Raw genomic sequence first — 23002 nt, 5'->3', positions numbered from 1 at the left:
TATTAAAAAGCCTCAGAACGTCGATCGATTTCGATTAACCGCCACTTCTTTTAAAGTAGACAACCCTTCTTGTTGTAAATAATCATGGAATAATTCTGCTAATACGGTTTGGCCACGATTTTTTGTTCGCACCAAATACCATTGAGATTTAATAGGAAAATGCGCCACTTTTAATCGCACTAAGCTAGTGTCTTCCATATAATCTAATGTATGACTGCTTAAAATCGCCAATCCTAAATGAGCGGACACGCAATGCTTAATCGCTTCGTTACTTTCTATGGTCATTTTCGTTTTCAAAACCAATTGATGCTGTTTGCAAAAGTCATCAATGCTTCGTTTGGTGCCGGATCCTTGCTCTCGCATTAAAAATGGGAATTGACTGAGTTGTTTTAATGTAATGGATTTTTTCTTGGTTAATGCATGCCCTACTGGTGCCACTACAATTAATGGGTTATCAACAAAAGGCTCAGCAATTAAATTTTCAGATTCAGGACACTGACTAAATACATAGAAGTCGTCTTTATTTTGATTAAAGCGTTCTATAATTTGCTGACGATTGCCAATTTTTAGTTGCACATCAATTAACGGATAACGCTTACAAAATTCACCCAGCAATATAGGTAAAAAATATTTTGCCGTGGAAACAACAGCTAATTTTAAAGTACCGGACTTAATGCCTTTTAAATCTTCTATTTCAATTTTCAGTTTATTTAATGAAAAGAACATTTCATGAGCATTTTTTAAAACGGATTTACCAGCATCAGTTAAATCAATGTTTCGTGCATTTATGTTATATAATGGCAACCCTATTAAATCCGTTAAATTTTTTAATTGAATCGACACTGATGGCTGAGAAATATGTAAGGATTGCGCCACTTTTGAAATATTTTTTTCATCTGCCAATGCCATAAAAATCTGTAACTGTCTTAATGTTGGCGTTCTCATAGTCTTATTCCAAATAAAAATCCGAACCTTAGTATATAGACAAATATCTATAGTTTTAATTAAAAATATGTATTTTTATTATACTTATAAAAATCATACTATAGCCAAATCATTCATTACATAGCAGTACATATTATGTCTCAATTTCTTCCAGATATTCTTGCCGCCTTTTTTATCACCGCACTCATCGCCCAACGATGTTCAGTTGATTTACGTTTGCCCGATGCCGCCTATCAATTAATAACCTATATATTATTAATTACAATTGGCTTAAAAGGCGGCCAAGCCATTACCTCTAATGCTAATTTTTCGTTAATTGGTCAAAGCGGTTTGATTATTGTTATGGGATTAATAATTACACTCATTGCGCTGCTTATTATAAAAGTAGGCTCCAAGCTAAATAAATTAGATACCATAACATTGGCTTCACATTACGGCTCGGTCAGCGTGGGCACCTTTGCTGTTGCAGTGAGTTTTTTAGAATTACACAATATTTCCTATGAATTAACTCTTAATTTATTTGTGGCATTACTTGAACTGCCCGCCATTGTGCTGGGGTTATATTTATTAGGAAATAAACAAAACAAACTTGATTTAAAAACAATTTTTGCTCATAAAAGTTTGGCACTGATTATTATAGGCATGATAATTGGTGGATTGTACGGCGAGTTTTCCAAGCCATTGGTAGAAAATTTAAAACCGATGTTTGGTGTTATGTTGGCTTTATATTTAGTACACATGGGCGCATTAGCAGGAAGCAAAATAGCAGACATTGGTTCAAACAAAGTATTCATTATTAGCTTTGGGATTGGCATGCCATTACTGGGGGCCGCTGTAGGTTTAGCTGTAGCTTGGATGATTGGCCTAAGCCATGGCGGTGCCACATTATTAGCAGTACTTGGTGCCAGTGCATCATATATAGCAGTGCCAGCAGTATTTGAACAAGCGCACCCTAAAGCTAATGTGGCACAAGCATTATTTGCCTCACTTGCGATCACGTTCAGTTTTAACGTGATTTGGGGAATTGAGCTGTATAGTAAAGTCGCCCTTTTATTAACCCATTAAATCTAAATCAAGAGATTTGCATTGAGCAGACCTCTATTTTTTAAAGTTATAAAAAGATAACTAGCACCAAGCTATTAGCATTCAGAATGATTTTTAAAGTACGGTTTGTTATGATCAAATTTTAAACTTAGTGGAAAGTCCTGATGAATATTTCAAAGCTCAACCTCTTTTTATTAACTATTTTTGGCGCTGTTGTAACTGCTTGTGGCTCGATGCAACAAATGCAAGGCGCTTCCATTACCCCTGTTGGCGAAAAAGAATCTGTGATTGGGTTAAGTGCTACACCGGTATTTGATGAAAACACATCCGAAATGATCGTTTTTAGTGTCCTACAATATAATGCTCGACATGGCATCAACCAAAAATTGGATTTTGGTTATCATTTAAATGTACCGGTAATATTTGGCATTAACTCAGAAGACACGCCGCCAATCGCCCCATTATTACCCTCAATTGGAGCAGATTTAAAACTTCAATTTTTAAGTAATGACAATTTTGATATGGCTTTTGATGCGGGTATTAATTTATCCTTTGCCTCCTCTGCCAATTTGGGATTTATTATTTCAAATAAAAATAGTTATGCTTCCGTATTTTCACATTACGCACAAATACCTGACATTGGATTTGGCTCAAGTGATGAAGAGCGCAGGTTTTCCCTTGGATACAGTTTAACCTTCGGACATAAAGTAGAAAATGTAATTTACGAAATACGTTTACCTGTAATCAACAATGCATCCACAAATGAATTAATGGTTAGACCACCAATTGTCTCGATTGGATTAAGTTTATAAAGGAAGTAATTTAAGAGGAGCACTGACATTAAGGTTTTTATAAATGTCAGTGTTTTTTAACGGAATTGAATTAATTAAAACGGAATATCATCATCAAATGCAGAGTTTGTTTGATCAAAATTGTCAAAGGTTGTTGCAGCTTGCGGTGCAGTCGCTGCTTGTGCTAATGGTTGTGTGAATGGTTGTGCCGCCCCTATTGATTCAATTTTCCAAGCTTGCAAGCTTGTGAAACATTTTTCAGGTTTACCTGCTGGCTGCCATAAACGACCAGACAAATTAAAGTGCGCTTTAATTTCAGTGCCCACTGAATATTGATCTAACAGTGCACATTTATCTTTAATTAATTCAAGTGCAACGTAGTTTGGGTAGTCTGGGTTTACACCCTCTCCTGTTACTTTTATGACAAATTCACGCTTTGTAAATCCATTTTGTCCGTATTGCGTGGTCTCGCCCATCGAGTGAATTTCACCGGTTATTTCTAAACTTGCTGACATTTGTGAGTTCTCATGTGAAAAATAAATGATTATAACATTGAGTAATTTTTTTTGTAGCCAAAGAATCTTAACAACAATTAGTTTTAAGGCTTCACATCACTTAGCACCTGTTGATAGCCCCAAACTGTTAGCTCTTCATCAAATTCATTATTCAATAATTCATCATCAATTACATGTCGATTGGCTTGAGGCCAAGACATAACGGTAGTGATTTCAGTTTGAGAGTGACTTTTAATTTTTTGATACAATTCTGGAAATGGCATATCGGCCACTTGCAAATGAAAGCTTAATTGATGCCACTTAACAGGTAAGTGAACACGCACCTCATCCCAAGATTGAACAGATCCACCCTGTTGTTCATAGCGTGCTTGTTTGGCCGCAACGGATATATTATTAGGCACGATTACATTTAATTTAGGTAATTCAGTAATACAACACACGCACAATGTCACATCAGCATCAAAGGTTGTTTTTCCAAATAAATAGTCTTTGTTTTTAGGTGTCCATTGGCAATTATCACAGGTTTCAAGGCCTGTTTCGGTTTGGACCGAATCAATCGCTAGGTTTTCACTCCATTTTTTAACCAAGCCATGTGCATAATAAAATTCACTAAAACGAGCCACAAATCGTTTAAATTCAAAATTTTGAATCAGTTCAAATTTTCGAGCATCATCCAACAATGAAAATCCATTGAAATCCACAGAGGATAAACAATATGAACACACCTCTATTGGCGCTTGGTTTGAATGCTCATTACATCGTTCGATATTAGAAGACACCCAAACCCATAAATCTAAATTTTCTAATTCATCAGCACAGGTTGTAATATGGGCAACATTTTTAACGGGCTGCTTTAATTGTGTGTTTTCTGAATTTTCAAAAAGAAATACAAACACTGGAATTTTACGATAGGACCAAGTTTTGCCATTAAATTGTAGGTTTTTTAATTGAACAGACAAACCTTGCTGTAATGAATGTTCAAAATTTCGCTGAGTTTGTTCCTTGTTTCCTGTATTGTTTCCTGTATTGTTTTCTATTTTTTTATCTTTTGAATCATTATATTTTTTAGGTGCTGATTCTTTTTTAGAAACTTCAACCGTTTTTTTTATGGCTTTTTCCGTTTTAGAAATATCAGTTAGTTGATCTACTTCGTTTTTTATTTCAATTGACTCTTGATTATCATCGTTTAAATCAGAAAGCATTTGTTGGTTTTTATTTTCATCCAATTGTTCAAACTGAGCCATTTGAGCGGACTCGAGTTTTTCAAGCTCGCCGTCTTCAGGTAACGCATTTAATGCTGCCATATTGGTAGCATCTAGTTTTTCAATTTCATTTTCTTCTGGTAACGATTTTAAATGCGCTAGTTGAGCTTCATCTAATGTTTCTTTGTCTTCTTCTGGTAATGACTGAAATTGCGCTTTTTGATTCGCATCTAAAGACTGATCTAAAAAATCCTCTTCCACCTGAGTAGAAATTGATTTCTTTTTAAATCTTGCAGTTAAACTTGATAAGCCAAAACGCTTTTTACTATTTGTCATAATGAATGTCTCATTGTTCTAATATACTTCTAATTTTTAATTGCGAATCACTGATAATTCGAAACACGACTCGCTTGGATTGCAACCTGTCCTCTACATTATCGTTTATGATCGCTTTGGATGAGGAATACCCCACCGCTGCTAAATGGGATTTGATCCAATTTTGCTGCACCATGGTTTGCTCTAGTGAATACAAAAAACTCAAAACCGATCGCGTTCGATCTTGAGACAACTCCAGATTTTTAAAATACGCGTCGTTTTCATTTAATGAACCTGCCCATTGAGAATTTGTATGCCCTTCTAAACGTACTTCTTCAATTGAATCTTTAAAGTGTAAAATTACACTTAAGTATCTTGGAAAAAATTCAGCAAGGATCATTTTATAATCATCGCTAATTATATCTTTTCCGGTTTCAAACATCGCATCATCGCGAGTAAATACTACTGTTAAAGATTGCTGATCAATATTCACACCAAACCGATTAAGATCGTATTCAAATTCATCAATCAACGCTTGATATATTGCTAATTGAGTTTCATGATATGAAACCGCAATGGTTTTAATTTTTTCGCGCTCAAGCATTACCGAACGCATCATCAAAACAGAAATCAATAAAAACACCATCATTAGTCCTGCCATTAAATCCGACAAGCTAAGCCAATGAGAATCTTCTGGTTGCGTTTTGACCTGAGGCAACAGGCTCATTTTAATAAAGCCTGATTTTTATTCAATACCTGCTGCATTTGCTGAATCAACAATTGATAATCTCGTGTAAACTGTCCACTGATTTCACCTAATGCGTCTCCCATTTGACTAAATACTGCATCTAATTCACGTTGTAATAGCTCTTCAATTTTATCATGCTGTTTTGCGCTAAACCCATTTGCCATATGCAATTGTTGCTCTAACGATTGATTAAGCCCTTCGCTTATTTTCTCATGCAACTGTTGCTGCAATATCGAATTTTGCTCTAGGTTTTTTTCAAATTGTTCAATATTTAAATTGGCTATTTTTTCAAACGAGGTACTTTTTATATTTTGAGTATGTTCAATAAATCCTTCTAGCGCATCATTAGCTATTACAAAATCACGCTGTGTTTTTTCTACAGAGCCTGTCCATTGTTTAATATTTGCCTCAAATAATTCACTTTGTTGTATGGTTTGCACTTGGAAATCTTTTTGGTACTTTAATAAATTTTGCGTCAAATCTGTTGAAAGTAGTGATAAACATTTTTCCAAACTGGAGATTTTATCACCCATATCAGGCAACACACTATCTAACTTTGTAAGAGTTGCACTGAATTTTTCACTGTCTGATTGGATGATTTTAAATTGATTCATTTGATTGTCGTACATTGGCGTTAACGTTTCATAGGTTTGCGCTAACTTATTTATGCCTAAGTTAACTGATTCAATGACAGATTCAAATGTGTCGAAATGAGTTTGAGCGGTTTCCCACTTTTTTTGATGTAAATCTAATACCTGTTGTTGTTTTTCAATTTGCGCTTTCGCATTTACAAACACTGTTTCTACCTGTTTAAAACTGGCTGAAAACTGCTGTAAATTATCACCAAATTGAACCGTGAGATTTTCATTAAAACTACCCACTAAATCATTTAACTTAGTGACGATAGCATGGGTAAATTTCTCTGAAAAATCTTGATTAAATTCTTGTAAAAAAGTGTGTTGTTTTTCATTTTGCTGATTAATCATAGTTTGATTGGTTTGTTGAAAAACAAGAGATTTTTCTAATACATGATATAAATCATCAATGGTTTTTTGCGAAGCAGGCTGATAAGCGCTATCGGGCTTAGGTAAAACATAACCAATCATCCTGAATACAATTGAAAGTAAAATACCAAATATAGAGGTTATAAATGCGGTTTTTAAACCTTCTAGTAACGATGCAATACTCAAATCAATTTGATCTAAATTAAAAGATCTAAGTCCAATTACAATGCCTGTGAATGTCCCCAAAATACCAATTGATGTTAATGCGCTTGGAATATATTGAATAAAATCGCCAAATGTATTTTTTTTATTAAACCAAGACAGCAGTACACCTGACATAAAAATCATCAGCATCAAGCATAAAAATAAAAAAGTGATAACATTCATTCCAAAAATCATTTGTTCAAACATCATAATTAAAAAGTTCTATTAGGCGTAAATTGCAACAACAATTCTTGATAAGCAATATCATCGTTCAAGCGAATTGTGTTATGTGTTTTGATTTTAAATTGTGGCAACAATTTCATTAATCCCGTTATGGTAATAAATTCATTTTTATTTTTGCATTGTAAATTACCACTGATATTTACCTGCTTATTTAACATCACTTCAAAAGTGGCCGGGTTTTCAGGAATCATTTTATTTCGATGCATCACAAGATGAAGTAATGCACCGGCCTGCATTTTATTGGCGATTATTTGCGCTAATCGCTCAAATTGCTTTGGTGAACAATAACTAAATAAATCCCAAATCAACACTAAATCTAAAGAAGTAGCATTAGGTAATGTTAACAAACCATCACTGATCACATCATCGTTATTGCCTTTAAGTTTTCGCTGCCATGTCATAGAGGAATAGACATCTTCAACCAATAATTTTTGACAATGGTTGTCTAAATATTCCAAACTTCTATTTGTGTTTTTTCCTAAATCCAAAATCGTTGTAATGGATTTATCTTCCACTGAATCTAACAATGAATTTAATGCATGAAATTCACAGACATTTTGAGCTTGTGTGCTTTGAAAGTACGAGACCAATCCGCTTTGCTTAATACCATGCGCAGAGGGTCTTGATCCGTTCTCAGAAAACTCTAACAAATATTCAACCATATCTTTTTGCATACCCTGTTGATTCATTGAGGTATTGCGAATAGAAAATAAATCCAAGTGTTTTAAAAGCTTAATTGTTGAATGGGGAAAGCTAATTAACGATTGGTCATTTGCGGTTCCATATAATTCAAAAGTAAAATCTTGCAATAATCTGAATCTTTTTGGATAGGCTGGAATTTTACTGCCAGAATATTTTATAAAATGAAGTAACGTACCTGGTTGCAAATGCGGCTTAAGGGTTTCAAATAAACTGGAAATTGTTTCTAAACTTAAAAAATTCAATAAATCCCAGCATAAAATCACATTAAATTTCTGGGAGGCATCTTTAGGTAACAAATGCGCGTTTAATGCTGCGATGGGCTCAGCATTTGTTTTATGAATGTCATCTAAATAATCAAGTAAGTCTTCGACATAGCATCGACACTTTTTTTGTAAAAACGCCTCGGTGGTTCCTGAGCTCATTGAGCCTAAATCGAGCACAGCACCGCCTGTTGGTACTAATTGAGTAAGTACCGTAGCTAAACTTGACGAATAATGTTTATCCATTGAATTGCAACAAAGTAAAAATCTGCGAATTAAGCTTGTTGTAAAACCAAAGGCTAGGTTTTACAACAAAATATAAATTAATTTAAATTAAATTAATTCTTTTTAGCTAGCGGATCTTTATTATCATGTTTATCGGATTTATTAGAATCGTGTTTCTTTTCAGGTTGGTTATTTGATTGAGTCACCGATGGTTTTGCATCAACTTTACCCGGTGCTAAGCGTTCTTCTTGAGGTAAGTGAGGGTGCACTAATTTCGCTTTGAATTCTTCGTTGCGTTGGCGTTTTTCTTCTTCTGAATCAATCATATCCATAGAACCACGGAACTTACCACCGTCTTCTAATTGAATACGAGGAGCAATTAGATTGCCTTTTACTATCGCTGATTCTTTAATTTCAATCAATTCTTCTGCTAACACATCACCGGTTAAATTGCCGTGAATACAAATATTTTGCACGTGAATGTTTGCATTAAGTTCGCCTTCTTTTCCAATTGAAAGGTTTTGCCCAGCCATAATAACCGTACCTTCTACTTTACCTTCTATATGAAGATCCTCAGTGCCGATTAATTCACCGCGAAAACTGATGCCTTTACCGATTGTAGAACGAGCTTGAGCTGGTGTGTCTGAAACGGGCTTAGTGAATGAACTGGATGTTGATGCGCTGGATTCTTCTTTTAAGCCAGATAAAAAAGAATTGGCTGATGATTTGTTCTCTGACATAGGTGCCTCTTAAATACAGTTAGTGAATAAAATTTGTGATTCCCTGTCTGTCACGACGCACCTCCATCGCTGATAGTAGTAAAAATAAAACCAAAATGCGATAAGAAAAAAAATCAGCCTATTTTTTAAACACCCATAATTTTAAATAACACAATGAGTGTCATATATTTTTAATATATCAATGCATTCCCCCCTTGTTAACACCTTATACCCGTGCTTAAAGGGATCGAGCTACTTTTGCAATTTTTTTGACACCTTTCAATTGATTATTATGAAACAATTTGCAATCAGTTTCGCACCATTTTTAATCATTTAGCCTATTTTTTGACTTATTTTTAAGCCAATTTAAACAAACCTTATACAAAATAAATCTATCAACCTTTGATTTATATTCCTAATCGATCTATTAGATTTGTTAACTCAAACTTATATTTGCGCTCAGTATTTATTTCTAGTACGTGATTAGAAATTTAAAATCCACGGGTTTTCAAAAATAGCATAACCTGTTCAGTCATATCGTTATCCATAGAATCAAACCAAGTCAAACAAGGCCAACCTCTAAGCCAGGTTAACTGTCTTTTTGCTAACTGTCTGGTTGCTATAATTCCACGCTCAACCATTTCTTCTAAATCGATCTCGCCTTCTAGGTATTGCCACATTTGACGATAACCCACACAGCGTATTGCGTTGTGCTCTGCGGTTAAATCGCCTCGCTCATACAATGCGCGCACTTCTTGCTCAAAACCCTGCTGCATCATAATTTCGTAACGTAATGCGATGCGCTCGTGTAGTTTTTTTCTTGGTTCTGGATTGACCACAATTTGTGTCACGTCATAAGCAAACGCTTCGATGATTTTTTCATCAAAGTCTTTTGTTTGTTTTTGCATGTCACTTAATTTTTCGCCTGTTAATTCAAATACTTCTAAGGCGCGTAATAATCTTTGTTTGTGGTTGGGGTGAATTTTTTCTGCGCTTTTTGCATCCACCGCTTGAAGCTTTTGGTGCATGGTTTGTGCACCTAATTCTTCCCACTGTTTATTTAGAGTGTCTCTTAAGTTTTGATCACTTAATGGCATGTCATCTAATGGCATTAATAATGAGCGGTAATACAACATCGTGCCACCGACCAATAATGGCGTTTTGCCTCGTTTTGTAATGTCGGTCATTAATTCTAACGCTTGTTCGGCAAAATCTGCTGCGCTGTATTGTTCGGTTGGATCAATTAAATCAATTAAATGATGCGGTGCGCGTTTTAACATTTGCGCGTCAGGTTTTGCTGTACCGATGTTCATGTCTTTATAAACTAAAGCTGAATCCACACTTATAATTTCGCAATTTAGTGTTTCAACTAATGTGCAGGCTAAATCGGTTTTGCCTGACGCGGTTGGGCCCATTAAAAAAATAGCTTTTGGTTTTTGTTGTTGTTTTTCTACAGCACTCATAATTATCGGCCACGCATAAATAGTTTGTCTAACTCAGGCATGGTTAGCTGTGCAAAAGTGGGTCTACCATGGTTACATTGACCTGACCGCTCTGTGATTTCCATGTCTCGTAATAATGCGTTCATTTCTGCGATAGACAATCGACGATTCGCGCGAACCGATCCATGACAGGCCATGGTTGAAAGTATTTCATTTCGTGTGGCTTCAATTAAATCGCTGTTGCCTGCTTGATGTAAATCCATTAATACTTTTTGAATTAACGGTTCAACCTCAGACTGTGAAAGGTACACGGGAATTTCACGCACCATCACCGACTCTTGACCGGTGCGTCTGACGTCAAAACCTAATTGTGAAAAGTATTGAGCAAACTCTTCACAAGCGTCTGCTTGATGGGCGCTGACATTAATATTTTGTGGTACTAAAACTGGCTGTGATGCGATGCCACTTCTTGCGTAATCGGTTTTCATACGCTCATATGTTATGCGTTCATGAGCGGCGTGCATGTCTACTATTAATAGACCTTTGGCGTTTTCTGCCAAAATGAAAATGCCTTTTAATTGCGCTAATGCATAACCTAAAGGATGCCCTTCATTTTCATCGACCACAGGCAAACCTGTTTGATTCACTATTGAATCTGTGCCTGTCCCGTTATAAGTTTCGTTCATTTGCATCGGTTCAGACGGATGCAAATTGGCGTAGTGATGCACTTGCGATTGCGCCTCGCCTTTGGCTAATGGCTGATTACCATAACCGGCTGAAGATCCAGAACCTGATCCAGAGTTAGTTAAACTCATGGCGGTTTGTTCACGCATGTTTTCAGGTTGATTTAATGAAGCAGTGGAAAGTGCGTAGTTATTATGTGCAGGACTATGTTCGGGATTTTGCCCAGGATTTGTATTTTGATTAGCGTAATGCACTTGCGATTCTATTTGCGCATTAGGGCGAACGCTTGCTAATGCTTTGTGCAAATGATGAAACAAAAATCCATGCACGGCACGCTGTTCTCGAAAGCGCACTTCATGTTTAGTCGGGTGCACATTCACATCGACCATATTAGGATTCATCGTTAAATACAGTACATAACAAGGGTGACGACCGTGATACAACACATCACGATACGCTTGTTTAATCGCATGACTCACCACTTTGTCGCGCACGACTCGGCCGTTCACAAAAAAGTATTGCATAGACGCGTGGGCTTTTGAAAACGTCGGTAATCCAACCCAACCTTTTAACTCAATACCTTGATCATCTGCATGAATCACAACGGCATTTTGTAATAAATCTTTAGATAACAATTGCGCGATTCGGCGCTCTTGCTCTAATTGATTGTGCGCCACATTTAATGCGTAAATGGTTTTTTGGTTGTGTCTTAAATGAAATGACACATCAAATCGACTTAACGCTAAACGTTTAAATACTTCGTCAATATGATTAAATTCTGTTTTTTCGGTTTTTAAAAATTTACGTCGCGCGGGTGTATTAAAAAATAAATCCGTCACTTCTAATGTCGTGCCGTCAGGGTGTGCAGCGGGCTGTATTTGAGTGTCCATGTCTTGACCTTTAGCCAACACACTCCACGCATCTTCTTGCGACTCAGGTTTAGAAGTTAACAATAATTTTGATACTGAGGCGATTGAGGCCAAAGCCTCTCCACGAAACCCCATGCTTTGTACGTTTTCTAAATCATCTAAATTGGCTATTTTACTGGTGGCGTGTCTTGAAATAGCTAAGTCTAATTCGTCTTTTATTATGCCTTTGCCGTTGTCTTTGATGCGCATTAATTTTACGCCAGCTTGTTCGATATCAATTTCAATTCGAGTTGCCCCTGCATCCAATGCATTTTCAACTACTTCTTTGATCACCGATGCGGGTCTTTCGACTACCTCACCTGCGGCAATTTGGTTAGCTAAACGTGGACTTAATTTTTGGATAGTTGACGACATAATAATTCTTTATTTATTTGGTTTATAAAATTCGAGTTGAATTAATTGGACACTAATGGCAGTTTTAATACCTGTCCAATTCTCAATGAGTCACTTTTAAGGTGATTAATGGCTTTTATTTGACTCATATTAATGCGATGTTTGTAAGCAATACCCGATAAAGTATCACCTGATTTAACGGTATAATCGATCAGCTTGTTTTTATTTTCTAAAGACCATGCGATGTAAGTCCCAGGAATAGGATTGGCTTGAAAATATCGATCTATTCCTTTAAAAATTGCAGAAGCCAGATTTTTTCGATATTTTGCGGATCCTAAGTTTTTTTCTTCATCCGGATTAGAGATAAAACCCGTTTCAATCAAAATTGAAGGCACATCCGGTGAACGAAGCACTGCAAAATTCGCTTTTTGAATAACGGAAGAATGCATTTTTGTGCCTTTTTTTAATGACCCAAGCACAAATTCACCCACGTCTACGCCTGCATCCATAGTCGCGTCCAAAGTTAGCTCACCTAACACCTGCACTAATATATCCGATCGCTCTGATAAGTTTAAACCACCACGTTCATCCGCTGAGTTTTCAGAGTCTTCTATGAATTTGGCCATTGCACCACTGGCGCCACGTAAAGATAAGCTATAAACAGATGCCCCACGTGGCTGAGGAGTTGTAAATGCATCAGCATGAATGGAAATAAATAAATCTGCTTTTTTCTCACGGGCAATGGCAGGCCTTTGATCCAAAGGAATATAATAATCCCCATCACGGATTAAAAATGCGGAATAACCAGGTACACCATCAATAATTTTTTTAATTTCTTTTGAAATAGACAGCACTACATCTTTTTCTTTTAAAAATTTGCCCGTTGCTCCACCGTCGGTTCCACCATGCCCTGCGTCAATAGCAATAACAACATCCCGTTTACCTTGATTGATTTGGCTAACCGATTTGGCTTGAACGGTTTTCGAATGCTTTAAGTCCAACACCAATCTATGGATATTATTACCCTCTGGGGCCAAAACAAAACTACTGACTGTCATTTTTTGTTTTAAATCAAATACGATTCTTAAATTATTTGAATCTTGGACACCATTTCGTATCGACTGAATACCCGTTTTTTCTACATCAGGTTGCGCAATAGAAGTATTTAAATGAGTATTTTTTAAGTCAATAATTACTCGATATGGGTTATCAATAGTAAAAATTTTATATTCCGCTTGGTCGGTTAAATCTAAAACAATTCTGACGGAATTGGCAGTATTAGAAATACGAAGTTGTTTTACATCAGTTGCACCATAGCTTGTAGATGTAATGTTAACTATCAATATAAAAAATAAAAAGCGATTGAAAAATGAAACCATTATTTAAAATCCGTTGTTAAGTGAATTACATCTTTATGTTTAGATAACCATTGTCTTGTTTGTTCCAATGTTTGTTGCATTTGTTCAGTTTGCGCGGTGAACACTAACTGCCTGCCTGCTTCATAATCCGTTATCTCGATTAACAAATCAGCCTTTGGCAATACACCTGTTGCTTTGTCTGGCCATTCAATAAAACTGATTGCATCTTCTGACAAATAATCCCAAATACCAATAAATTCAAGCTCTTCGGGGTCACTTAATCGATACAAATCAAAGTGCAATACGTTTTGTTTTTCACCATGATACGGCTCAACTAATGTATAGGTTGGACTCTTAATGGCACCTGAATAGCCAAAACTGCGAATAATCTCACGAGTTAGAAAACTTTTACCCATGCCCAAATCTGCATCTAAAAACACAATGGCTTTACTTGGCATAAACTTAGCCAAGGCCTGTGCTATGTGAGTCATCACTTGCTCATCTTTTGCAATTAAGGTCAAACTAACAGGTAAACTACTCATAAAGGGTGCTCTTAAAATACGAAACTAAATTGTGTTAATCAAGCGCGTAAGTGTATCATTTACTTTACCGATAAATAAGCCTGAAAAATGAACGACTTAGCGCAATTTCCAACATTAAACAGCGATCAATTACTTCAAATAAAAGCACAGGTCATTGAACATGGTCTATCGCTTGGTTTTGCGGACATAAAAATCACCGATACGGATGTGAGTGATTACCAACAAAATTACGAATCTTGGTTACAAAAAGGTTATCAAGGTGGCATGCAATATCTAGAAAACAACCTAGACAAACGCTTTGCACCGGCTGAATTACACCCTAACACCTGTCGAATCATCAGTGTACGTTTAAATTATCTGCCTGATGTCGAACTCAAAACCGCGCTTGCTGACAAAAACCGAGGCTACATTGCTCGTTACGCACTGGGTCGCGACTATCACAAAATGATGCGCAAAAAGATCACACTGCTGGGTAAATTCATCGAGTCGCTAAGTGGCACATTGGATTATCGTGCGTTTGTGGATTCTGCACCGGTACTTGAGCGCCCTATTGCTAAAAAAGCAGGCTTAGGTTGGATTGGTAAAAACACATTAATTTTGAACGAAAAAGCAGGAAGCTGGTTTTTTTTGGGTGAATTATTTATTAATTTGCCGTTAGAAATCGATGCTGAACAAAAAAACAATCACTGTGGAAGTTGCACCGCATGTTTGGATGTTTGTCCGACCGATGCATTTGTATCGCCTTGGGTAATGGATGCAAAAAAATGCATCAGCTATTTAACTATTGAGCACAAAGGCAGTATCCCAATTGAGTTGCGCAGTAAAATGGGTAATCGAATTTACGGGTGCGATGACTGTCAGATATTCTGCCCTTGGACAAAATTCAGCCCAACCACAAACGAAACGGATTTTTGGCCACGCCATGATTTAGATCAATTGGATTTATTAGATTTATTTGATTGGGACGAACCGACCTTTTTAAAAAATACAGAAGGCTCTGCCATAAGACGAACAGGGTTTGAAAACTGGCAACGTAATATTGCCATTGCGCTGGGTAACGCACCATTTAGCCAAGTGATCATTCAAGCATTAAATGATCACTTAGGAAATACTTCAAACATGGTGGACGAACATATCTTGTGGGCGATTGAACAGCAACAACTAAAACGTCCAATTTTAATTAATTAAGAGATCGACTTTTTTCAGCTGAAAGATTAGGCAACAATAAGATTAAAAAAGTCAAAAACACTGTAATAGAAATCATATGTGAGAATGTAATATCCGTTAAACCACAGAGCATATTAATCAATACAAATAAAAATATTGGCATCGATTGATATTGAAGACTGACTTTTAATAATACAAAATAAAGCCCTAATAATACCATCAACCCAAATAATCCGCTTTTCATATAAATATCAATGTAATCATTATGCATATGCTGAAATCGCTTCAAGGATGGACTGACCATTTTTTCGTCAGAATATTTTTTGTAAAGCCTTTGAACACCAGTTTGACCATTACCTAAAATAATTGAATCTGTCGCATGTAATTTTGCGATTGACCACATATCTAAACGCAAGGAAGTGGATGCTGTAGATTTTTTACCGAATTCGTAATTATTAAAATTCACTACCGCATTATTGAAACGCTTACCTATATTATTTTTCATAATAAACATGCCACTGACAGCAATTAGGCTAATGAACACAACCAATAATGCACTAATAATTTTCCAACCTAAGACTTTAATTAAAGGAATAATAAATATTATTAGAACTGCCATATAACCAAAAAACATTGCAAGGACTGGCATTTTACTTTCAGCACGCACATTGACATAAGCAGCAACAATCATACATATAAAATAAATCACTGCTTTAATTTTGTGGATTTTTCCAGGCGATGCTATTGCATGAAGGGCTGCATAAAACATTAAAACTGAAATCAATGCACTGTAAGTTCCATATTTTATTGCAGGCATCACACTTACTAATCGATGTGCTGGAGCCTCAATAGCCTGTATTCCCGCAGAAATACATCCAATAGCAACAAGAGGTGCTAGCACATTCCAATTAATAGGATATTTTCGATAATACAAATACGCCAATGCCCCAATAAAAAAACGAAATGATTGTTCGAAACTGGCAGGATTACGATACCCATCAATAAAATATTTGGTAATAAATTGTGACACGAAAAATAATACCAACAACACCAGCAACCAACGTTCCCAATCTATCAGTGGACGTTTATTTTTTTTATCAAACAAAGAAACAAATAATAACAACGCAAATAAAATTACCGGTGCAGCAAAAACATGATTTACCCATGGAACCAATATAAAAAAAACGGCCAAAACAAGAACATTGATACTTAGAAAAATAAATTTAGAATTTAAGTATTTTTTAATATTAGTCATAAATAAATTCCGAGTTAGCATCACTATCTTTTAATCTTCTTCCAACATTTGTAATATCAATCTCATTAAAATGGCCACTTTTAATACTTAATGGCACTAAAAAAACATGTTTCAAATACTTCAAAAATACATCCCTTAACTCATTATCAAAATTATTTACATCGAAATTTGAAACAGCGAAATTCAGCTGATCCATGTTACTACAATTTTCAACCAATCCTTGGATATTATAACAAGCACTACCTAGTGTAATAACTGGTTTATTGTAAACTAGCGCCTCAATACCGACAGTTGAATTAACCGTTATCACATAATCGCAATGCGCCAATAGATCCGGTGTTTTATTACTATTTGCAAATAGTATTCGTTTATGTTTTTTCACTTTTTCGATAATGGAAATTTTATAACTAGGATGCTCTTTAATAACAAAATTTAAATGATCAAAAGCACAGGCAAGTTCGAAAATAACCTGATATAGATGTTCCATATCTTTGATCCAATTAGAATAATCCAATATTTGAGAATCACTTGGCACTTGAAAAGGTACGAAAATATATTGATTAGGCAATTCTATCTCACCTTCTAATTTTTTCTTTGACTCTCGTATTCCTATAATTTCAGGACGTTCATATTGATTCAATTTAGCCTTATTTTTGAAATAGAAATCAGGATTTCTTGGTAATGAGTTTTCATAATTCACACCATTAGGATCAATTTGAACCGTTCCTGGAAAGTAGCCCAATTCCCAAAAAAAACATTCTAAATTTAGTGATAGAGCAATTTCTTTTAAAATTGACGATGGACTTGGCGAGCCATTCCAAATTAATACCGTAGAACAATTTGAAGTTTGCAATTCTGATCTAAAATACAAATCATAAAAATACCTTTCTGCTCGCTTGGCTCTTAAAAAGAATCCATGGATGAATTCAATATTTTTAAATGCAGGAAAACGCATTTTTCTTCGAATATAATTGGTTTTAAACAAGTAATCATATTGACTGTCGTTACTTAGAAAAATAGAAAGGTATTGTTTAATAAATAAAAACAAATTGGCTTGTTTGATATAAAACCCAAACACAAATCGTAATTTAGACTGACAAATATAATATTCTTCAGAATTACTCACTACAGGTGCAATTAAACTACGCGACACACAAAAATACTTTTTCATACTTGTTATAGCCCTCTAAAAAAATCACATAAAGACTTAGCTTCATGTTCAACTTTGTAATTTTGTAAAATGTGTGCCCTTCCATGCTCACCCATACTTTTTAATTGATTCAGGTTCGAATAACAGTATTCTAATTTTTCTATCAATTGTGATGCACTACCCACATCTACAACAAATCCATTTTTTTCTTCCACGATTATATCTTTCCAAGCACCTGCGTTAGTTGCAACAACAGGAACTTGAGAGCTTAACGCCTCTAATACAGTCAAACCAAAACCTTCATTAACACTTAAAGCACACACCAAATCCATGGAAGCGATTATTTTAGGAATGCTTTCAAATGGTTGTTCACCTAAAAATACAATTCGATCCTGTAAATTGTGTTGTTTAATTTTGTGTTCTAATTCTTCAACAAAAGTCATTTCACTTGGCAATATAGCTCCACAAATGATCGCGGTGATATGTTTATTTGTTTTTAAAACTTCTAAATGCGCATCAACAAATAAATCGACCCCTTTTTGAGACCTCACTCGACCGAATATTCCTACGCAGTGGGAGGTTTTAATATTAAATTGTTCAAAAATCTGTCGCTTATTTTGTACTGGGCAATAAACTTCAGTCTGAATTCCATGTGCAATTATCATATCGGGTTTATTTCTTAAATACTGTGCTGCCATGGTACATGTAGAAATAATTGCATCCATTTTATTCATTAACAAACGGGTAAATTTTGAATGATGTCGTTGGGCTGTAGAGGTAAATACAATTTTAATTTTGGCAAAAAATACATATTTGAGAACTAATGCCTGAATCATTTCATTATTTCTTCGAGCATGGAATATTCTATTTTTGCCATTTTCAGGAAAAGTAAAACACAATTTAACTGCCTGCCAAAATGTTAATATATATTCGGCATTGTCAATGTGATGCTTTCCCATCACCATGACATTCATATGTTTTAATTGATAAGGCAGATTTTGCAACATTGTAGACGTCACACCTGAAAAGTTTGAGTTGGAATTACCCAATATCAATTCAGTTTGTTCAATTTCAAATGTTCGCTTTGGCAGCTTTGCCATTGACTCTGCCATATTATTGCCTCAAAAAATTGCGAGATTATACTGTGTTTTGTGCAATCAATTCCAACTTTTGTTTGCGCGTCAGCTTTTTTATTCGATATTCTTGCTTTGAAGCTTCAGATCGATTTTTACACTCAAGGTTGAATGCCAAAGTAATAGGCCTTCTGGCTCGTGTGTATTTGGCTGCTTTGACATTATCACTATTATGCTCATTTAAGCGACGATTTAAATCTGTGGTTATACCGCAGTACAAACTTTGATCAGCGCAATATAACAAATACACAAACCATGTTTTTTGCGAGTCTTGTTTTAAGATTGTGTTTTCTTTCATTTCAATTTTACAGGCGCATCAACCAATTATTACGGACAGACCAAATGTTACAGCGATCACAGCAATAACAGGTAACGAGCTTTTAAGCCAATTGGACTGGGTCATTTGCTTAAATCCAAACACACTCAAAAAAAGAACCCAAATGTAAAATGGCTGAATTTTCATTAATAAATCATAGCCCAAATCCGTCACTTCTAAATGCACAATCAAACTGTTTAAATTTGGCACTTTCAAATCATCAATTGAAAAAAACCTGTCATTTGCGCCATAACCATAAAACAACCCAATTTGCACTATTGATGCAATCACCATAGGTAAATTTGCCCAACTAACACAAGCCAACCAACTGACAAAACTAATATTTTTATAACTTACAATATTAGAAATAATATAAAACACCCAGGCACTAAGTAAAAAAGAAATAATCAATGCCGCGCTATACATAAATATAAAAAGGTATTTAACAAATTCGAAATTCACCAGCAATACATCAAAATTCCCAGTGGAGTCTAGATCTGGTGACGTTTTCATTAAATCGGTTAAAAATTCTACAGGCGCAACAGTATCAAAATAGATGAATAAAAATCCAAAATTAAATGCAAGCAGCATTAATAATGGCAACCAAAAACTGAATCCATTATCTATCAATGCAAAAAAAACTTTTTTTGGGGCAATCAATACATTCAATAATGAAATAAACAGCGGTAATTTCGCTTTTTGTTGGCTTGGACCTTCCATATTTTCTTGATGGGGTGTATAAAATTGCTTAGACATAACGAACACTCACTGATGAATCAAAAAACCATCTTAACTCAAGCTTAATTAAATCCCAATACTTTGAAACTATGACCATTCACCTCACCACCTTATTATTGATTGCATTTATTTATTTATTAGGACTTTTTTTTATCGCTTACAGCGTTGAAAAAGGCTGGATCAGTCAAAAGCTTGCTAAAAACCCAATAGTTTTCTCATTATCATTTGGTATTTTATGCTCATCTTGGATGTTCTATGGATCAACAGGGATGGCGTATCGATATGGAATTGGATACCTTGCTCCCTATATTGGACTTTGCTTGTCTTTTATTTTTTTCCCTCTTTTGTACCGACCCATTTTAAGCATAGTACGCACATACAAACTTGGCTCAATTGCGGATTTATTTGCCTTTCGTTTTCGCTCTAAAATTGCAGGTTTATTAAGCACTTTCGCAATTTTATTAGCAGTACTCCCCTTTTTAACCATGCAAATCCAAGCAGTAACTGATGCCACTTTATTATTATCAGGGAACACTACAGGCTTTTCATGGATGGCATTGTGTTATTGCTTTTTGATTTGTATTTTTACTTTATTGTTTGGTGCTCGAACTTTATCTTCTACTGAAAAACATCCAGGATTGGTCGTTGCCATTGCGTTTGAGTCAATTCTAAAGCTCGTCATCCTATTGTTTTTATCTTATTACGCAATTTTTCATATTTTTGGCGGGGTAAGTGAACTTAATATATGGCTTTCAAGTTCTGCTTTTCGTTTAGATAATCTCCAAACGCTCTCTCCCACTCCTTGGTTTCTTATGACACTCATGTTTTTTATCGCTCCTTTTGTCATGCCACATATGTTTCAAATTGGATTAAAAGAAAACAGAGGCAGCTTTCAATTTAAAACGGCTGTTTGGGTGGCGCCCATTTATATTGCTTTAATGGCAGCAACCGTTTTACCGATTTTATGGGGCGGAAAACGAAATCAACCTGGGGCATTTGAAGAATTTGCAATTTTTGGGTTAGGTCATGAATCACCATTAATCAATCTAATTGCATACACTGGCGGATTTGCAGCTTCAACAGGCATCGTAATTGTTGCTGTACTTGCTATGTCATCTATGATGCTTAATCACTTTATTCTTCCATTTTACCAACCAAAGAATCAAACCGATATTTATGACTGGATTTTATGGACACGCAGAAAACTCATTATTTTCACACTGTTTATTGCTTATTTAAGTTATTTACTATTTGGCAATATACAAAATTTATCTAACTTAGGTTTTGTTGCTTTTATTGGTACCCTGCAATTTTTGCCTGGCATAATTGCAATTTTGTTTTGGCAAAGAGCCACTAAAAAAGGATTTATCTCTGGATTAAGTCTTGGAATGAGTATTTGGATACTATTTTCAATTGCACCTTTAATTCTTGAAGGATTAAATAACGAAGCAATGGAATTAATTTTTCGAAAACCCATGCGTTTTTTAACTACTGATGCTTGGGTAAAAAGTGCGACAATTTCCTTAGCGATCAATTCAATAGTTTTTATTGCAGTTTCATTTTTTACCAAACAAACTGAAGACGAAAAAAACGCGGCAAACGCCTGCAATGCGAATACAATTAAACGTTCATTAAAACGAGAATTAAAAGCGCAATCCCCCCTTGAGTTCATTCAACAACTGAGCAAACCTCTAGGTCAAGTGATTGCTGAACGAGAAGTCGAAACCGCATTAAAACAACTTAATTATAATATCGGTGAATTCAGACCCTTTGCGCTTCAAAAACTTCGAGACACCATAGAAACAAACATTTCTGGCATTATGGGAAGAAGCGCGGCTCAAAGTATCATTAAGCAACATATACCCCATAAAACAGAACAAGAATTTCCTGTGCAAGAAGAATTATATTTCGTGGAGCGCCATTTAGAAGGCTTCAACAAACAATTTACAGGCCTTGCTGCTCAATTAGATCAATTACGTCAATACCATAGACAAACCTTAATCGATTTACCACTAGGCGTTTGCTCAATATCCGATGATAATGAAATCATTATGTGGAATGAAGCAATGACACTTATCAGCAATATCCCTTCTTCCAATATTGTGGGGTATCACGTTTCGCAATTGAACGATCCATTTGATCAATTACTAAGTGATTTCATTATTGACTCGCAAAATAATAAAAAATGCAAAGTAAACATAAACGGTCAACCCAAATGGCTCAGCTTAACGAAAAATAAAAACATAAAAAACAAACACCAATTTGATGGAACTATTATATTAGTTGAAGACCAAACAGACACTCAAATGTTGGAACAAGAACTGATTCATAACGAACGTCTGGCTTCCATCGGTCGATTAGCAGCAGGGGTAGCTCATGAAATAGGCAACCCTATTACAGCAATAGATTCATTAGCTCAAGAATTAAACTACATGGCTGACGAAGAAGTGAGCAGTGATGATTTAAAATTAATTTCCTCACAAATTCGCGAACAAGCTAATAGAGTCAATCAAATCGTTCAATCATTAGTAAATTTTTCTCACTCCAATGATCAATCTAATGCATCTATCAATCAAAAGCATGACATTCACACCATTATTGAGCAATCTATTCACTTTGTGGAATTAGCTGACAAACAAGCTGACATTCAAATTATTAACAATAACAAATTGCATTTAAATATATTTTGCGACAGCCAAAAGCTTACTCAAGTTTTTATTAATTTATTAAATAATGCAAAGGATGCTAGCTCAGATGGACAAAAGATTTTTATTGAAACTCATACAGATGATTTCACAGTAATTATTGACATAATAGATCACGGTGAGGGCATCATCCCTGAATACCTTGAACAAATTTTTGATCCATTTTTTACTACAAAATCAGTTGGCAGTGGAACTGGGTTGGGATTATCATTAGCATATGGCATTATTGAAGAACACTCAGGACATTTAAGTGCTCACTCACCTGTATTATGCGACACATTAAATAACACCAATATTGGCACACGATTCACCATTTCATTACCATTGGCCTAA

General features: G+C 35.3%; 20 protein-coding genes. 4 read left to right on the top strand and 16 right to left on the bottom strand.

Annotated elements, in window-relative coordinates; genetic code table 11:
- Positions 1–12: 12 nt before the first annotated feature.
- On the bottom strand, positions 13–945 hold the full coding sequence (locus TYM08_RS07540; protein ID WP_422382359.1) for a LysR family transcriptional regulator: 933 nt from the start codon (positions 943–945) through the stop codon (positions 13–15).
- A gap of 135 nt (positions 946–1080) precedes the next feature.
- Here TYM08_RS07540 and TYM08_RS07535 point away from each other — a divergent pair, with 135 nt between their 5' ends.
- The gene (locus TYM08_RS07535) at positions 1081–2010 is read left to right on the top strand and encodes a sodium-dependent bicarbonate transport family permease (RefSeq protein WP_422382358.1); all 930 of its coding nucleotides are present in this window, start codon (positions 1081–1083) and stop codon (positions 2008–2010) included.
- Positions 2011–2153: 143 nt separating this feature from the next.
- Positions 2154–2801 carry a hypothetical protein gene (locus TYM08_RS07530; RefSeq protein WP_422382357.1) on the top strand — a complete coding sequence of 216 codons (648 nt, stop codon included), beginning with the start codon at positions 2154–2156 and terminating at the stop codon, positions 2799–2801.
- Positions 2802–2875: 74 nt separating this feature from the next.
- Here the strand turns inward: TYM08_RS07530 and TYM08_RS07525 are convergent, their stop codons facing one another.
- From TYM08_RS07525 to tsaE, 10 genes are all read right to left on the bottom strand, one after another.
- Positions 2876–3295, bottom strand: a complete 420-nt coding sequence (locus TYM08_RS07525; RefSeq protein ID WP_422382356.1) for a DUF3127 domain-containing protein — start codon at positions 3293–3295, stop codon at positions 2876–2878.
- A gap of 83 nt (positions 3296–3378) precedes the next feature.
- On the bottom strand, positions 3379–4833 hold the full coding sequence (locus TYM08_RS07520; RefSeq protein WP_422382355.1) for a hypothetical protein: 1455 nt from the start codon (positions 4831–4833) through the stop codon (positions 3379–3381).
- A 10-nt stretch (positions 4834–4843) separates the two neighbouring features.
- A complete protein-coding gene (locus TYM08_RS07515) occupies positions 4844–5539 on the bottom strand; it encodes an OmpA family protein (RefSeq protein WP_422382354.1) in 696 nt (231 codons plus the stop codon).
- On the bottom strand, positions 5536–6951 hold the full coding sequence (locus TYM08_RS07510; protein WP_422382353.1) for a MotA/TolQ/ExbB proton channel family protein: 1416 nt from the start codon (positions 6949–6951) through the stop codon (positions 5536–5538). Before TYM08_RS07510 ends, TYM08_RS07515 begins: the two co-directional genes overlap by 4 nt.
- Before the next feature lie 29 nt (positions 6952–6980).
- Positions 6981–8219, bottom strand: coding sequence for a hypothetical protein (locus tag TYM08_RS07505; protein WP_422382352.1), 1239 nt, complete (start codon positions 8217–8219; stop codon positions 6981–6983).
- A 92-nt stretch (positions 8220–8311) separates the two neighbouring features.
- Complete coding sequence (locus TYM08_RS07500) at positions 8312–8938, bottom strand: bactofilin family protein (protein WP_422382351.1); 627 nt, start codon at positions 8936–8938, stop codon at positions 8312–8314.
- 470 nt (positions 8939–9408) lie between these two features.
- On the bottom strand, positions 9409–10380 hold the full coding sequence (miaA, locus tag TYM08_RS07495; protein ID WP_422382350.1) for a tRNA (adenosine(37)-N6)-dimethylallyltransferase MiaA: 972 nt from the start codon (positions 10378–10380) through the stop codon (positions 9409–9411).
- A gap of 2 nt (positions 10381–10382) precedes the next feature.
- Positions 10383–12326, bottom strand: coding sequence for a DNA mismatch repair endonuclease MutL (gene mutL / locus TYM08_RS07490; protein ID WP_422382349.1), 1944 nt, complete (start codon positions 12324–12326; stop codon positions 10383–10385).
- 41 nt (positions 12327–12367) lie between these two features.
- Complete coding sequence (locus tag TYM08_RS07485) at positions 12368–13684, bottom strand: N-acetylmuramoyl-L-alanine amidase (protein ID WP_422382348.1); 1317 nt, start codon at positions 13682–13684, stop codon at positions 12368–12370.
- The gene (tsaE, locus tag TYM08_RS07480; RefSeq protein ID WP_422382347.1) at positions 13684–14205 is read right to left on the bottom strand and encodes a tRNA (adenosine(37)-N6)-threonylcarbamoyltransferase complex ATPase subunit type 1 TsaE; all 522 of its coding nucleotides are present in this window, start codon (positions 14203–14205) and stop codon (positions 13684–13686) included. Before tsaE ends, TYM08_RS07485 begins: the two co-directional genes overlap by 1 nt.
- Positions 14206–14292: 87 nt before the next feature.
- Between tsaE and queG the strand changes: the two genes are divergently transcribed.
- A complete protein-coding gene (gene queG, locus TYM08_RS07475) occupies positions 14293–15393 on the top strand; it encodes a tRNA epoxyqueuosine(34) reductase QueG (RefSeq protein WP_422382346.1) in 1101 nt (366 codons plus the stop codon).
- Here queG and TYM08_RS07470 read toward each other — a convergent pair.
- From TYM08_RS07470 to TYM08_RS07450, 5 genes are read right to left on the bottom strand one after another with little or no spacing between them, the layout of a single operon-like run.
- A complete protein-coding gene (locus tag TYM08_RS07470) occupies positions 15386–16627 on the bottom strand; it encodes an O-antigen ligase family protein (protein WP_422382345.1) in 1242 nt (413 codons plus the stop codon). The two genes, queG and TYM08_RS07470, sit on opposite strands and share 8 nt — an antisense overlap.
- The gene (locus tag TYM08_RS07465) at positions 16620–17798 is read right to left on the bottom strand and encodes a hypothetical protein (RefSeq protein ID WP_422382344.1); all 1179 of its coding nucleotides are present in this window, start codon (positions 17796–17798) and stop codon (positions 16620–16622) included. The genes TYM08_RS07470 and TYM08_RS07465 overlap by 8 nt, the downstream gene beginning before the upstream one ends.
- 5 nt (positions 17799–17803) lie before the next feature.
- On the bottom strand, positions 17804–18889 hold the full coding sequence (locus TYM08_RS07460; protein ID WP_422382343.1) for a glycosyltransferase family 4 protein: 1086 nt from the start codon (positions 18887–18889) through the stop codon (positions 17804–17806).
- A gap of 25 nt (positions 18890–18914) precedes the next feature.
- Positions 18915–19208: a GIY-YIG nuclease family protein gene (locus TYM08_RS07455; protein ID WP_422382342.1), complete on the bottom strand. Its 294-nt coding sequence runs from the start codon at positions 19206–19208 to the stop codon at positions 18915–18917.
- A gap of 18 nt (positions 19209–19226) precedes the next feature.
- A complete protein-coding gene (locus TYM08_RS07450; protein WP_422382341.1) occupies positions 19227–19982 on the bottom strand; it encodes a YIP1 family protein in 756 nt (251 codons plus the stop codon).
- A gap of 71 nt (positions 19983–20053) precedes the next feature.
- On the opposite strand from TYM08_RS07450, the gene TYM08_RS07445 reads away from it, so the two are divergent.
- Positions 20054–23002 carry an ATP-binding protein gene (locus tag TYM08_RS07445; RefSeq protein ID WP_422382340.1) on the top strand — a complete coding sequence of 983 codons (2949 nt, stop codon included), beginning with the start codon at positions 20054–20056 and terminating at the stop codon, positions 23000–23002.

Origin of the sequence: Marinicellulosiphila megalodicopiae (assembly GCF_045862395.1) — a bacterium.
In the GTDB taxonomy this organism is placed as follows: domain Bacteria; phylum Pseudomonadota; class Gammaproteobacteria; order Pseudomonadales; family Natronospirillaceae; genus Marinicellulosiphila; species Marinicellulosiphila megalodicopiae.
Note: the sequence above shows the minus strand (reverse complement) of the source record. Positions and strands in the feature narration are given on the sequence as shown.